The organism is Methylobacterium sp. WL8 (genome assembly GCF_008040045.1).
Lineage (GTDB): Bacteria > Pseudomonadota > Alphaproteobacteria > Rhizobiales > Beijerinckiaceae > Methylobacterium > Methylobacterium cerastii.
Genome location: NZ_VRVF01000029.1, coordinates 12845 through 26516 on the forward strand (window position 1 = coordinate 12845; position 13672 = coordinate 26516).

At 70.7% G+C, this 13672-nt stretch carries 12 protein-coding genes; 8 read left to right on the plus strand and 4 right to left on the minus strand.

Annotated elements, in window-relative coordinates:
• Positions 1-54 precede the first annotated feature (54 nt).
• Complete coding sequence (locus FV234_RS12390) at positions 55-261, plus strand: hypothetical protein (protein ID WP_147751427.1); 207 nt, start codon at positions 55-57, stop codon at positions 259-261.
• A gap of 267 nt (positions 262-528) precedes the next feature.
• The gene (gene acnA / locus FV234_RS12395) at positions 529-3228 is read left to right on the plus strand and encodes an aconitate hydratase AcnA (protein WP_147829557.1); all 2700 of its coding nucleotides are present in this window, start codon (positions 529-531) and stop codon (positions 3226-3228) included.
• A 101-nt stretch (positions 3229-3329) separates the two neighbouring features.
• Here acnA and FV234_RS12400 read toward each other — a convergent pair whose 3' ends face one another.
• On the minus strand, positions 3330-3932 hold the full coding sequence (locus tag FV234_RS12400; protein ID WP_147829559.1) for a glutathione S-transferase family protein: 603 nt from the start codon (positions 3930-3932) through the stop codon (positions 3330-3332).
• A gap of 73 nt (positions 3933-4005) precedes the next feature.
• Here FV234_RS12400 and FV234_RS12405 point away from each other — a divergent pair, with 73 nt between their 5' ends.
• Together FV234_RS12405 and FV234_RS12410 are read left to right on the plus strand one after the other, a co-directional pair.
• On the plus strand, positions 4006-4692 hold the full coding sequence (locus tag FV234_RS12405) for a YafY family protein (protein WP_147829561.1): 687 nt from the start codon (positions 4006-4008) through the stop codon (positions 4690-4692).
• Positions 4693-4786: 94 nt separating this feature from the next.
• Positions 4787-5470: a metal ABC transporter permease gene (locus FV234_RS12410; protein WP_147829563.1), complete on the plus strand. Its 684-nt coding sequence runs from the start codon at positions 4787-4789 to the stop codon at positions 5468-5470.
• 89 nt (positions 5471-5559) lie between these two features.
• On the opposite strand, the gene FV234_RS12415 is transcribed toward FV234_RS12410, so the two are convergent.
• A complete protein-coding gene (locus FV234_RS12415; RefSeq protein WP_147751432.1) occupies positions 5560-6678 on the minus strand; it encodes an AI-2E family transporter in 1119 nt (372 codons plus the stop codon).
• A gap of 240 nt (positions 6679-6918) precedes the next feature.
• On the opposite strand from FV234_RS12415, the gene FV234_RS12420 reads away from it, so the two are divergent.
• Genes FV234_RS12420 through FV234_RS12430 form a run of 3 tightly spaced genes read left to right on the plus strand, consistent with a single transcriptional unit; the run spans position 6919 to position 8876 of the window.
• Positions 6919-7227, plus strand: a complete 309-nt coding sequence (locus FV234_RS12420) for an acyl carrier protein (protein WP_147727326.1) — start codon at positions 6919-6921, stop codon at positions 7225-7227.
• A gap of 45 nt (positions 7228-7272) precedes the next feature.
• On the plus strand, positions 7273-7752 hold the full coding sequence (locus tag FV234_RS12425) for a 3-hydroxyacyl-ACP dehydratase FabZ family protein (RefSeq protein WP_147829565.1): 480 nt from the start codon (positions 7273-7275) through the stop codon (positions 7750-7752).
• The gene (locus FV234_RS12430; RefSeq protein WP_147829567.1) at positions 7749-8876 is read left to right on the plus strand and encodes a beta-ketoacyl-ACP synthase; all 1128 of its coding nucleotides are present in this window, start codon (positions 7749-7751) and stop codon (positions 8874-8876) included. The genes FV234_RS12425 and FV234_RS12430 overlap by 4 nt, the downstream gene beginning before the upstream one ends.
• A 213-nt stretch (positions 8877-9089) precedes the next feature.
• On the opposite strand, the gene FV234_RS12435 is transcribed toward FV234_RS12430, so the two are convergent.
• Positions 9090-10310 (minus strand): ABC transporter substrate-binding protein, encoded by a 1221-nt coding sequence (locus FV234_RS12435; RefSeq protein WP_147829569.1) that lies wholly within the window; start codon positions 10308-10310, stop codon positions 9090-9092.
• Between the two features lie 111 nt (positions 10311-10421).
• On the minus strand, positions 10422-11354 hold the full coding sequence (locus tag FV234_RS12440; protein ID WP_147829571.1) for an alpha/beta hydrolase: 933 nt from the start codon (positions 11352-11354) through the stop codon (positions 10422-10424).
• Between the two features lie 189 nt (positions 11355-11543).
• On the opposite strand from FV234_RS12440, the gene FV234_RS12445 reads away from it, so the two are divergent.
• On the plus strand, positions 11544-13634 hold the full coding sequence (locus tag FV234_RS12445) for an EAL domain-containing protein (RefSeq protein WP_348643060.1): 2091 nt from the start codon (positions 11544-11546) through the stop codon (positions 13632-13634).
• Positions 13635-13672 lie beyond the last annotated feature (38 nt).

Below are 13672 nucleotides of genomic sequence, written 5' to 3' on the forward strand. Positions count from 1 at the left end.
GCGTTCCGCGATCTTGGGACGCCGGGACGCACCGCCGACACGGAGGATGTCGCCATGACCAAGCCCTCGCACTCCGCGAAGCTTCGCGTGAACGATCCGCAAGCCCGGACGGAAGCCGAGATGGCCCAAGACCCCGATGCGGTCGCCGGCCGCGCGATCGTGGAGGCGCGGGTCGCGCTCTGCACCCGGGACGAGCAGGCCGCGTTCTGGGCGGCGGTGCGGCGCTGCTTCGGCGGCCCGGCGCCGGAGGCCACCGCCTGAGCCGGGCGGAGAAGGCCGCGGGGGCGGACAGCCTCGCGGCACTGTCACCCGCGACACGGTAGCGGGCAGATTCGAATCGTTCTATACGGTCCCCAGGCTGCGCCGCGCGACCTTCGAGCGTCCAATTCGCTCCTCGCGCACCCTCCTGCCCGGGCACCCCCGGGGCGGCGCGCGCTCCCTGCGAGCGCAGTCAGGCCGAACACCGGTTTCGTGGCGCGGGTTATGCCTGCGCGTGTTCGACAAACGCCAGCGAGGATCAGACCAGCCGTGGCTTCACTCGACAGCTTCAAGTCCCGTCAGACGCTTACCGCGGCGGGCAAGACCTATACCTACTACTCGATCCCGGAGGCCGAGAAGAACGGCCTCGCCAACTCCACCGCCCTGCCGTTCTCGATGAAGGTGATCCTCGAGAACCTGCTGCGCTACGAGGACGACCGCTCGGTCAAGAAGGGCGACATCGAGGCGACCGTCGCCTGGGTCGACAACCGCGGCAAGACCGAGACCGAGATCGCCTTCCGCCCCTCGCGCGTGCTGATGCAGGACTTCACCGGCGTGCCGGCGGTGGTCGACCTGGCGGCCATGCGCGACGCCATGGTGGCGCTGGGCGGCGACCCCCAGAAGATCAACCCGCTGGTGCCGGTCGACCTCGTGATCGACCACTCGGTGATCGTCGACGAGTTCGGCACGCCGAAGGCGCTGTCGGACAACGTCGCGCTGGAATACGAGCGCAACGGCGAGCGCTACACCTTCCTCAAGTGGGGCCAGTCGGCGTTCGACAACTTCTCCGTGGTCCCGCCCGGCACCGGCATCTGCCACCAGGTCAACCTCGAATACCTGTCGCAGACCGTCTGGACGAAGAAGGTGGACGGGGCTGAGGTCGCCTATCCCGACTCGCTCGTCGGCACCGATTCGCACACCACCATGGTCAACGGCATGGCCGTGCTCGGCTGGGGCGTCGGCGGCATCGAGGCGGAAGCCGCGATGCTCGGCCAGCCGCTGTCGATGCTGATCCCCGAGGTCGTGGGCTTCAAGCTCTCCGGCAAGCTGCCCGAGGGCACCACCGCCACCGACCTCGTGCTCACCGTCACGCAGATGCTGCGCAAGAAGGGCGTGGTCGGCAAGTTCGTGGAATTCTACGGCCCCGGCCTCGACGCGATGGCGGTCGCCGACCGCGCCACCATCTCGAACATGGCGCCGGAATACGGCGCGACCTGCGGCTTCTTCCCGATCGACCGCAAGACCATCGACTTCCTGACGGTCACCGGCCGCACCGACGAGCGCATCGCCCTGGTCGAGGCCTACGCCAAGGCGCAGGGGATGTGGCGCGACGCCGACACCCCGGACCCGGTCTTCACCGACACCCTCGCCCTCGACATGGGCGACGTGCGGCCCTCGCTCGCCGGCCCGAAGCGCCCGCAGGACCGGGTGCTGCTCGACGCCGCCAAGCCCGGCTTCGCCGGCTCGATGGAGACCGAGTTCCGCAAGGCCGCCGACATCGCCAAGCGCTACCCGGTCGAGGGCGCGAACTACGACATCGGCCACGGCGACGTGGTGATCGCGGCGATCACGAGCTGCACCAACACCTCGAACCCGTCGGTGATGATCGGCGCCGGGCTGCTCGCCCGCAACGCCGTCGCCAAGGGCCTGCGCTCGAAGCCCTGGGTGAAGACGTCGCTGGCGCCCGGTAGCCAGGTCGTCGCCGAGTACCTCGAGAAGGCCGGGCTGCAGCAGCCGCTCGACGCGCTGGGCTTCAATCTGGTCGGCTTCGGCTGCACCACCTGCATCGGCAATTCCGGCCCGCTGCCGGCCGCGATCTCGAAGGCGATCAACGACAACGACGTGGTCGCCGCCGCCGTGCTCTCGGGCAACCGCAACTTCGAGGGCCGCGTGAACCCCGACGTGCGGGCGAACTACCTCGCCTCGCCGCCGCTCGTCGTCGCCTACGCGCTCGCCGGCTCGATGCAGATCGACATCACCACAGAGCCGCTCGGCGTCGGGTCGGACGGTCAGCCGGTCTACCTCAAGGACATCTGGCCGACGACGGCCGAGGTGGCGCAGTTCATCGAGGCGAACATCACCTCGGCGCTGTTCAAGTCGCGCTACGCCGACGTCTTCACCGGCGACGCGAACTGGCAGGGCGTCGAGGTCGTCGAGGCCGAGACCTTCGCCTGGAACGGCGGCTCCACCTACGTGCAGAACCCGCCCTACTTCGAGGGCATGACCATGGAGCCGGCCCCGGTCCAGGACATCCAGGACGCACGCATCCTCGGCCTGTTCCTCGACTCGATCACCACCGACCACATCTCGCCGGCCGGCAACATCCGCGCAGCCTCGCCCGCCGGCGAATACCTGCAGGAGCATCAGGTCCGGGTGCAGGACTTCAACCAGTACGGGACCCGGCGCGGCAACCATCAGGTGATGATGCGCGGCACCTTCGCCAACATCCGCATCAAGAACCAGATGGTGCGCGATCCCGCCGGCCAGGTGGTCGAGGGCGGCTGGACCCTGTTCCAGCCGTCGGGCGAGCGGATGTACATCTACGACGCGGCGCAGAAATACGCCGCCGAGGGGACGCCGCTCGTGGTCTTCGCCGGCAAAGAATACGGCACCGGCTCGTCGCGCGACTGGGCGGCCAAGGGCACCAAGCTGCTCGGTGTCCGCGCCGTCGTGGCCGAGAGCTTCGAGCGCATCCACCGCTCGAACCTCGTCGGGATGGGTATCGTGCCGCTGGTGTTCCAGGGCGAGACCTCGTGGTCCTCGCTCGGCCTCAAGGGCGACGAGACCATCACGATCAAGGGCATCTCGGGCGAGCTGAAGCCGCGCCAGACCCTGACCGCCGAGATCACGTCCGCCGACGGCACCAAGCAGGAGGTGCCGCTGACCTGCCGCATCGATACGCTGGACGAGCTGGAATACTTCCGCAACGGCGGGATCCTGCCCTACGTGCTGCGCTCGCTCGCGGCCTGAACCACGGGCCGGGCGGCCTTCGGGCCGCCCCGAACCGAAGCATCGTCAAGCCGCCGCGGGTTCGCCCCGCGGCGGCTTTTTCATGATCGTGGCCCGGCAGTTCAGGGCGCCGGCGGCGCCGCGTCGAAGGCCGCCGCGAAGGCGGCGCCCGGCCGCGCGGTGCAGCGGTCGACCCAGGCGTCGATCGCCGGCACGCCGGGCTTGCCGAACCACGCGAAGGGCGAGTGCAGCAGCAGGTCGGCCGCGGTGAAGCGGTCCCCGAGCAGGAACGGGCTGTCGCCGAGCGCCGAAGCCAGACGCGCCCGGGCCTCCGCGCCGCCTCGGAACGTCTGCCTCAGGAGCGGATGGTCCAGTCCGGCAGCCTCGACGATCAGCACCGGCTCCAGGACGCCGGCGTACCAGGCGAGCCATCCGAGGTAGGCGCCGCGCTGCCTGTGCCCGTGGGGGATGGCGAGCCCCGACTTCGGGAACAGGTCGGCGAGGTGCTGCACGATGGCGCTCGACTCGCGCACCAGCGTGCCGTCGTCGTCGAGCAGCGGCACCTTGCCCTCGGGATGCGGGTTGGCCGGGTCGCGAGCCCCCGATCCGTCCGTGCGCGGGATCGTCACCCGCTCGATGCGCACGTGATCCAGTGCATGGAGCTCCTTGAGCAGGGCGACGATGCGGGTCGATCGGCTGTTGGGGGAATGATAGAGCGTGATCATGGCGGGCTCCTGCTGGCGGGTCGGCAGGGGATGGTCTAGCCAGGTCCACCTGCCAGTTTCCGTCAGTTGCACGATGGCCCGAGCCGACCGGCTGCTTCGATTGCTCCACGCGATGCGCGTCCTGCCGGCGCCGGTCACGGCGGCCCGGCTCGCCGAGGAGACCGGCGTGTCGCTGCGCTCGATCTATCGCGACATCGACAGCCTGCGCACCGCCGGAGCCGGGATCGAGGGCGAGCGCGGCTACGGCTATCGCCTCGTCGAGGACGTCGCGCTGCCGCCGCAGACCTTCGACCGGATCGAGATCGAGGCGCTGGTGCTGGGTCTCGGCGAGGTCCGGCACATGGGCGACCCGGCGCTCGCGGAGGCCGCCGCCTCGGTCCTGGCCAAGGTTGCGGCGACCCTGCCAGACCGGCGCGAGCAGCACCTGCTTCACGCCGTCTCGCAGGTCCGCCGGTTCGGGACGCGCTATCCGGCGACCGTCGACATGGCAGCGATCCGGTCCGGGTGCTGGCGCGAGGAGGCGGTGACCATCCGGTACGCGGACAAGGACGGGGCGACGAGCGTCCGCACGATCCTGCCGCTCTCCATCGTCTACCTCGACGACAAGATGACGGTGCTCGCCTGGTGCTGCCTGCGCGAGGCGTTCCGCATGTTCCGGGCAGACCGGATCGCGGGGGCGGAGCCGGCCGGCACCAGCTTCCGCCCGCGACGGGTGACGTTGCTGCGCAGCTACCTCGCCGAGCTGCGCCGACGGGGATGACGGGCGACTCGGAAACAAAAATAGATTGCGCGCAAGGGTGTTTTGCGGTCGTTGGCGCCCCATAACCCTCCGGTCACGACAACCGGAGCGCTACATGAAGACCTTCACCACACTCGCCGTCGCCGGCCTGATGACCCTGTCCGGCGCCGCCTTCTCCGCCCAGGCGCTGGAGCGCGTCCGCGGCACGATCGAGAAGGCCGACGGCGGCATGGTCACGATCAAGACCGTCGACGGGGCCACCGAGACCGTCGACGTCGGCGGCGCCAAGTTCGCCTGGGTCGTGAAGTCGAGCCTCGACCAGATCAAGGACGGCGTCTTCATCGGCACGGCGACCAAGGGCGAGAACCCGATGACGGCGCTCGAGGTCGTGCTGTTCCCCGAGTCGATGCGCGGCACCGGCGAGGGCCATTACGGCTGGGATTCGATCGCCGACCAGACCGCCGCGGGCGGCGCGGCGGTGAAGAGTTCGATGACCAACGGCACGGTCAAGGCCGAGTCCGGCGCGCCGCGCGTCAAGAGCGCGATGACCAACGGCACCGTGAAGGCCGACACGGCCGGCGCCTCGGGCACCAAGACGCTCACCGTCGGCTATGGCAAGGACGGCGCGGCCAAGACCATCGAAGTGCCGCCGACCGCACCGATCGTCGCCTTCGAGCCCGCGGACAAGGCGATCCTCACCCCCGGCTCCAAGATCTTCGCCGTGGTCGACAAGGCCGGCTCGAAGATCGAGGGCAAGCTGATCGCCGTCGGCAAGGACGGCCTCACCCCGCCGATGTAATCGAACCGAGTCCGGCGGCACGCAGCTCCGTGCCGCCGAAGTCGTCGCAAAACGGCCGCGGGATCTCGGATCCCGCGGCCGTTCGTATGTCAGGGAGCCTTCGCGTCGGCGCCGACCGTGAACTCGCGCCACAGCAGCATCAAAGCGGCCATCACCGCCGGGCCGAGGAACAGGCCGAGGAGGTGGAAGGTCTCGACCCCGCCGAGGATGCCGAGCAGCACCCACAGGAACGGCAGCTTGGTGGTGCCGCCGATGAGCGCCGGGCGCACGAAGTGGTCGGCCACGAACGTCACGACGAAGCCCGCGACGGCCACGATCACCGCCGCCTTCACCGAGCTCGCCGCCACGAGCAGCAGCGCCGCGATGGCGATGGCGAGCGCCGCGCCGAACGGAATCATCGCGGCGACCGCGGTGAACGCGCCGAGCAGCACCGGGTGCGGCACGCCGGCGAAGTAGTAGACGATGCCGAGGACGACGCCCTCGCCGAGGCCGACGAGGACGAGGCCGTCGACGGTGCCGTGCACCGAGGCGACCATCTGTCGGCCGACCCGCTCGCCGCGCGGCCCGAACAGGCGGTTGCACGCCACGAGGACCTGGTCGCGGATGGTGCGGCCGTCGCGGAACAGGAAGAACAGGGCGACGAGGCTGAAGCCGAACAGCACGACGCGATGCACCACCTCCTTGCCGACGTTGCGCGACACCCCGATCACGGAATCGTTGTCGAGCTTGCGCAGCAGGTCGGAGCCGGCGTCGGGATGGCTGAGGTTGGCGCTCCACCAAGCGGACGCCTGGGCCGCGCCGTAGGGCAGGTGATTGATGACGTCCGGCACGGGGACGCCGTCCTTCTCGGCCGTGCGCACGAAGTCGAGCACGTCGTGCGCCTCGCGGGCCGCCTGGACGCCGAGGATGACGAGCGGCGCGAGGAAGACGAGGGCGACGAGGAGCGTCGCCACGAGCGGAAGCACGACGTTGTGGCCGCCGGGGGGAAACCGCCGTTCGGCGCGCGCGTAGAGCGGCCACAGCGCGATCGCCAGCACCACCGCCCAGGCGAGCGCCGGCAGGAAGCCGGACAGGATCCAGAGGCCGAGCGCCGACAGCGCCAGCACGAGCGCCACGCGGGCGATCCCCTGGCCGCGCGCCTTCTCCACCGGCGGGAGCGGCGGGGCGCGGTCCGGCGGCGCGTGGTCGGTACGAAGCGTCTGGTCCATCAGGCGGGTCCTCCGGCGCGATCCGCCGCGCGCTCATGTAGGCCGCCGTGGGACCTTTGCCATCCGGCGAAGCCCGCCTGAAGGGCCACATGGTTGCCGGGCCGAACCCCCTCGTGTAGAGGTCGCGGCCACTTGACGGGGCGGCGCAGGGCGCCCTCCGCCACCGGGCCGTGCGGATGGGGGCGCCGCGTCGAGCATCGGCGGCGGCCCGTCTCACCCATCCCGATTCGGCGAGAACGCATGTCAGACCAGCCCAGCACCGGCACCGCCACCTTCGAGCGCGTGGCCGACATCATCGCCGACACCGCCGACATCCCGCGCGAGAAGATCACGCCCGAGAGCCACGCGATCGACGACCTCGGCATCGACAGCCTCGCCTTCCTCGACATCGCCTTCGCCGTCGACAAGGCGTTCGGGATCAAGCTGCCGCTGGAGCGCTGGACCCAGGAGGTCAACGAAGGCAAGGTCCCGGCCGAGGAGTACTTCGTGCTGAAGAACCTCTGCGCCCGCATCGACGCGCTGGTCGCGGAAAAGGCCGCCAAGGTCTGAGCCGACGCGAACGACCTTCCGAACACGCCTGCGGATCGGCAGCCCATGCGCCTCGAATACTTCGAGATGATCGATTCCGTGGTGAGCCTCGACCGCGCCGCCGGCCGGATCGAGGCCCTGGCCCAGGTCCCGACGGAGAGCCCGGTCTTCGAGGGGCACTTCCCCGGCCACCCTCTGGTGCCGGGCGTGCTGCTCACCGAGACCATGGCGCAGGCCTCGGGCTACCTCGTGCTCGCCCACCTGAACTTCGCGCAGATGCCGTTCCTGATGGCGGTGGACAAGGCGCGCTTCCGCTCCTTCGTCGGCCCCGGCGCGACGCTGACCGTGACCGCGAGCCTGGAGCACGACGGCTCGGGCTACGCGGTGACCAAGGCCGCGATCCGCCACGACGGCAAGCTCCTGGCCGACGCCGAGCTCCGCTTCCGCACCATGCCGTTCCCGGACGGGCTCGACGCCCTGATGCGCGCGCGCACCGCGAAGATCGGCCTCGTGATCGACGGGGATGCTCCGGGAGAAACCGAATGAGCCGCGCCGTCGTCGTCACCGGGATCGGCCTCGTCTCCTGCGTCGGCGAGGGCCTGGCCGCCCACCTCGACGCCCTCGACGCCGGCGCCGCGCCACGGACCGACGCGGCGACCTTCGCGCCGTATCCCGTCCACCCGGCTCCGGCGATCGCCTGGGACGGGCAGATCCCGAAGAAGTCCGACCAGCGCCAGATGGAGGCGTGGCAGCGCCTCGGCGTCTACGCCGCCGGCCTCGCGCTCGACTCGGCCGGGGTGAAGGACGACGCCGGGTTCAAGCAGGCGCTCCATCTCGTGGTCGCGGCCGGCGGCGGCGAGCGCGACTACGCGGTCGACGGGGCGATCCTCACCGGCCTGCGCGAGGCCGAGCACGCCGGCGCCTACCTCAACGATCGGCTGCAGAACGACCTGCGCCCGACGCTGTTCCTGGCGCAGCTCTCGAACCTCTTGGCCGGCAACATCGCCATCGTCCACGGCGTCACAGGCGCGTCGCGCACCTTCATGGGCGAGGAGGCCTCGGGCGTCGACGCGCTGCGCATCGGGCAGGCGCGGATCGCCTCGGGCCAGATCGACGCGATGCTGGTCGGCGGCTCCTACAGCGCCGAGCGGCCGGACGTGATGGTCGTCCACGAGATGGGCGGTTTCCTGCGCAAGCCCGACTACGCGCCGGTCTTCGACCGCGCGGATGCGCCGGGCTTCATCCTCGGCAGCTGCGCCGCCTTCCTGATGCTCGAATCCGCCGAGACCGCGGCTGCGCGCGGCGCCCGCGCGCTCGCGCGGCTCGGACCGGTGGCGAGCGATCGGACGCGGCGCGAGCCGGGCGGCGTCGCGACCAGCCTCGACGCCCTGTGGCGGCAAGCGGGCATCGCGCAGGCCGCGGCGATCGTCTCGGGCGCCACCGGCGTTGCGGCGATCACCGACGAGGAGCGCGCGCGCCTGTCGGTCCTGGCACCCGACCGGCCGGTCCACGCCCTCGGCGACCTGGTCGGCCATGGCCTCGAGGTGACGGCGCCGTTCGGCGCGGCCCTTGCGGCCGGGCTCGTGGCCGAGCGGGGCCTTGCCGAGGTCGCGGTGACCACCGTCGGCCACCGTCGCGGCGAGGGCGTGCTGCGGCTGACGTCCGCCTGAGCGGCGGTCTTCCAGACGCCCCTTCGACAAGTGTCACTCCCACCCGCCACCTCATCCTGAGGTGCCCGCCTTGGCGGGCCTCGAAGGAGGCCTCCAGCCGACGCGCGATCCCTGGAGGTCTCCTTCGAGGCGGCTTGCGGCCGCACCTCAGGATGAGGGGGGTGGACGGGAGTCGGCCGCCGCGGTCGGCGGGTTCGTCCCTTCTTGCCGTTCCTACTTCGCCGCCGTCGTCAGCGGGCAGCCGCTGGCCTCGGCGGTGGCGAAGGCCTCCGGGCCGGGCACCGTGGCGAGCTTCTTGTAGAGGTCCCAGTCGCCCTTCGACTCGGCGGGCTTCTTGACCTCGAACAGATACATGTCGTGGACCATGCGCCCGTTCGGCAGGACCTTGCCGCCCTTGGCGAAGACGTCGTCCACCGGCATCGTGTGCAGCAGCGTGTTGACCGCCTCGGTCTCGTCGGTGCCGGCGGCCTTCACCGCCTTCAGGTATTGCAGCACCGCCGAATAGGTGCCGACATGGATCATGTTCGGCATCTTGCCGGTGCGCTTCATGAAGCGCTGCCCGAACGCGCGGGTCTCGTCGGTGAGGTCCCAGTACCAGCCCTCGGTGAGGGTCAGCCCCTGCGCGACCTTGAGGCCGAGGCCCTTCACCTCGGCCAGGGTGAACAGCAGCGCCGCGAGCCGCTGCCCGCCCTCGACGATGCCGAACTCGGCCGCCTGCTTGATGCTGTTGGAGGTGTCGAGCCCGGCGTTGGCCAGGCCGATCACCTTGGCGCCAGACCCTTGCGCCTGCAGCAGGAACGAGGAGAAGTCCTGCGCCGAGAGCGGGTGGCGGACGTTGCCCAGGATCTTGCCGCCCTTCGAGGTGACGTAGCGGGCGATCTCGGCTTCCAGCGAGTAGCCGAAGGCGTAGTCGGCGGTCAGCATGAACCAGGTGTCGCCGCCCTGCTGCACCAGGGCGCCGCCGGTGCCGACGGCGAGCGCATGGGTGTCGTAGGCCCAGTGGTAGCCGTAGGGGGTGCAGGCCTTGCCGGTGAGGTCGGCGGTGGCCGCGCCGGTGGTGATGGTGATCTTGCGCTTCTCTTTCGACAGGCCCTGGACGGCGAGCGCCACCGACGAGGTCGTCAGCTCCATGATCGCGTCGACGTTGTCGCGGTCGTACCATTGCCGGGCGATGCCGGACGCGATGTCGGGCTTGTTCTGGTGGTCGGCCGAGACGAGTTCGATCGGCGTCCCGTTCATCGAGCCGCCGAAATCCTCCACCGCCATCCGCGCCGCCTCGATCGAGGAGCGGCCGCCGAACTCGGCGTAGGTGCCGGACTGGTCGTTGAGGATGCCGATCTTCACCACGCCGTCCGAGAAGCCCTGCGCGGCGGCGGGCGCGGCGAGCGCGGCGAGCGCGACGCCCAGCGCGAGACGAACCTGTCCCTTGGTCATGCGTATCCTCCCGGAGGTCGTGATCTTGTCGTCCGGCCGCCGTTCGGGCGGTCCGGGGCGCATGCTAGGCGAAGGCCGGGCGCACAACCACGGCGAGCGTCGGCTTCCGTGTTACGCTTTGGGCGGAGCTTCACCGGCGAGGAAGGGGCGGAGCGCCGCGAGCGTCGCCGACGGGTTCTCCTCGGCCAGGAAGTGGCCGGACTCGATCGCGGCGCCGACCGCGTCCGGCGCGAGCGTCCGCCGCCAGGCCGCGAGCGCCGTCTCGGGCTTTTCGTGGTCCAGGTAGCGTGTGCTGGCGAGAACCAGAACCGGCATCGCCAGGGTGCGGCCGGCCGCGATGTCCGCTTCGTCGGCCGCGCGGTCGGGGCCGGCGCCGGCGCGGTAATCCTCGCACATCGCGTGGATGCGTTCGGGCACGCCCCAGGCCTGGGCGTAGAGGTCGAGCGCACGCGGGTCGAAGGCCGAGAGGTCCTTGCCCGCCGTCCACCCGGCGATCAGCCTCCGGAAGTAGCCGTCCGGGTCCCGGCCGATCGCGGTCTCCGGGTTCGGGGCGGGCTCGGCCAGGAACGGCCAGTGCGGGTTCATGCCCGGCGCGGCCTCGATCCGCGCCCACTGCACCGCCGTCGGCACCACGTCGAGGAGGGCGAGCTTCGAGACGCGGCCCGGATGGTCGAGGGCGAGGCGGTAGGCGACGCGGGCGCCGCGGTCGTGCCCGACCAGCGCGAAGCGGACATGGCCGATCCGCTCCATCAGCGCCACGATCTCCGCGCCGACCCGGCGCTTGGCGTAAGGCTCGTGTCCGGAATCGCTCGGGGGCGCCGACGACCAGCCGTAGCCCGGCAGGTCGAGGCAGATCACGCGATGGTCGTGCGCCAAGTCCGGGGCGACGCGGTGCCAGAGCGCGTGGCTTTGCGGAAAGCCGTGGAGCAGCAGCAGCGGCGGCGCGTCCGCCGGGCCGCCGACCCGGGCGAAGGCCTTGCCCCAGGCCGCCTCCATCCAGAGGGCCTCGAACCCGGAAAACAGATCCTCGCCACCGCTCGGCATGCGCCTTCCTCCGACGTTTCGCGACCGCGGCCCGGAGCGCCGGCGGCGCGCGTCCGCAGGCAACGCATCGGAAGGCGCGGGGCTCCGCCCACGACGCGCAGGATCGTGAAGTGCGGTACGAATAATATCTTAATGCCTGCCTTGGAGGATAGGGTCACGATCGATGGTGCCCGAATGCCCGTACGAACCTTGGTAGATCTTGCGAAGACCGAACCCGACTGGTTCTGGGAGACCGACGCGTCGCAGAACTTCAGCTACCTGTCTCCCGAGGCGGAACGCGTCCTCGGGCGCAACGCCGAGACGCTGACCGGCACGTCGCGGATCGCGGTCGCCGCGAACGGGGGCGACCGCCTGTCCTGGATGCCGTACGTCACCGCGATCGACCGGCGGGAGGCCTTCGCCGGCTTCATCTTTCCCTACGCCCATCCCGACGGCAACGTGCGCTGGTTCCGGATCGGCGGCGAGCCGGTGGTCGCGCAGGACGGGACCTTCCGCGGCTATCGCGGCATCGGCACCGACATCGGCTCCGAAGGCCAGACGCGAAGCGCGCTCGCCGAGACGCTGGCGGAGCTGCGCGCCTCGCATGCCAGCCTCGTCGAGCAGAACAACCGCTTCGCGGCGGCGCTGAGTAACATGACCCAGGGCCTGTGCCTGTTCGACGACGCGGCGCGCCTCGTCATCTACAACCAGCGGTATTGCGAACTCTTCGGCATCGCTCCGGACAGGCTGCACGTCGGCATGACCCAGCGCGAGATCTGCGCGATGCTGGTGGCCGCCGGCCGCTACCGCGGCGACCCCACGGCCGACGCCCTGTGCGAGGGCACGCGCCGGGCCCTGCTCGACGCCGACCCGAAACCGATCCAACGCGAGCTCGCCGACGGCCGGATCCTCGCCGTGTGCTACCGCACGATCGAGGGCGGCGGCTGGGTCTCGACCTTCGAGGACATCACCGAACGGCGCCGCAACGAGGCGCGGATCGCGCACATGGCGCGCCACGACGCGTTGACCGACCTGCCGAACCGCACGGCGTTTCGCGAGCACGGCCTCGACATGCTCGGCAGGCCGCGGCTCGCGGGCGAGACCAACCGGCTGGCGATCCTCTGCCTCGACCTCGACCGGTTCAAGGCGATCAACGACATGCACGGGCACGGCGCCGGCGACGCGCTGCTGCGGGCGGTCTCGGAACGGCTTTGCGCCCGGGTGCGCACGGGGGACCTCGTGGCGCGCCTCGGCGGGGACGAGTTCGCGGTGCTGCACCGGGTCTCCGACGCCGCCGGCGCGCTGGCGCTGGCCGGGCGGATGATCGCGATGGTGAGCACGCCCTACGACCTCGACGGCTACACCGTCGAGATCGGCATGAGCGTCGGCATCGCCATCGCCGACGACGCGGCCGACGACATCGACCGGCTGCTCAAGAACGCCGACACCGCGCTCTATCACGCCAAGGCCAAGGGCCGCGGCACCGCCTGCCTGTTCGAGCCGGCGATGGACGAGACCGCCGAAATCCGCCGCGCGATCGAGCGCGACCTCGCCGACGCCCTCCGGCAGGGCCTGTTCGAGGTGCATTACCAGCCGCTGGTCAACCTCGGCAGCAATCGGATCACCGGCGTGGAAGCCCTGGTCCGCTGGCGCCACCCGGAACGCGGGCTGATCTCGCCCGCCACCTTCATCCCGGTGGCCGAGGAGACCGGTCTCATCGTCGCCCTCGGGGAATGGGTGCTGAACCAGGCCTGCCGCGACGCCGTGGCCTGGCCGGAGGGGATCAGCGTCGCCGTCAACGTCTCGGCGGTCCAGCTCCGCAATCGCACCTTCGCGCAGACGGTGCTGCTCGCCCTCGCCGCGAGCGGGCTGCGCGCCGACCGCCTGGAGCTCGAGATCACCGAAAGCGTCCTGCTCGACGAGACCGAGGCCAACCTCGAGACCCTGCACCTGCTGCGCCGGACCGGGATCCGCATCTCGATGGACGATTTTGGCACCGGCTATTCGAGCTTGACCTACCTGCGCCGCTTCCCCTTCGACAAGATGAAGATCGACCGCTCCTTCGTCCAAGACGCCGGCAAGGCGACCGAGGCCGGCGCGATCATCCGCGCCCTCGTCGCCCTCGGCGGCAGCCTCGGCATCACCACCCTAGTCGAGGGCGTCGAGACCGAGGAGCAGCTCGCCGCCGTCCGCGCCGAGGGCTGCCAGGAGATGCAGGGGTTCCTGTTCAGCCGGCCGCGCCCGGCCGGCGAGATCACCGCGATGCTTGCGGCGGCGCGCGAGGAGGCGGTTGCCGCCTGAGAGTTAATACAACTCGGGATTGTATTTACATCATTTCT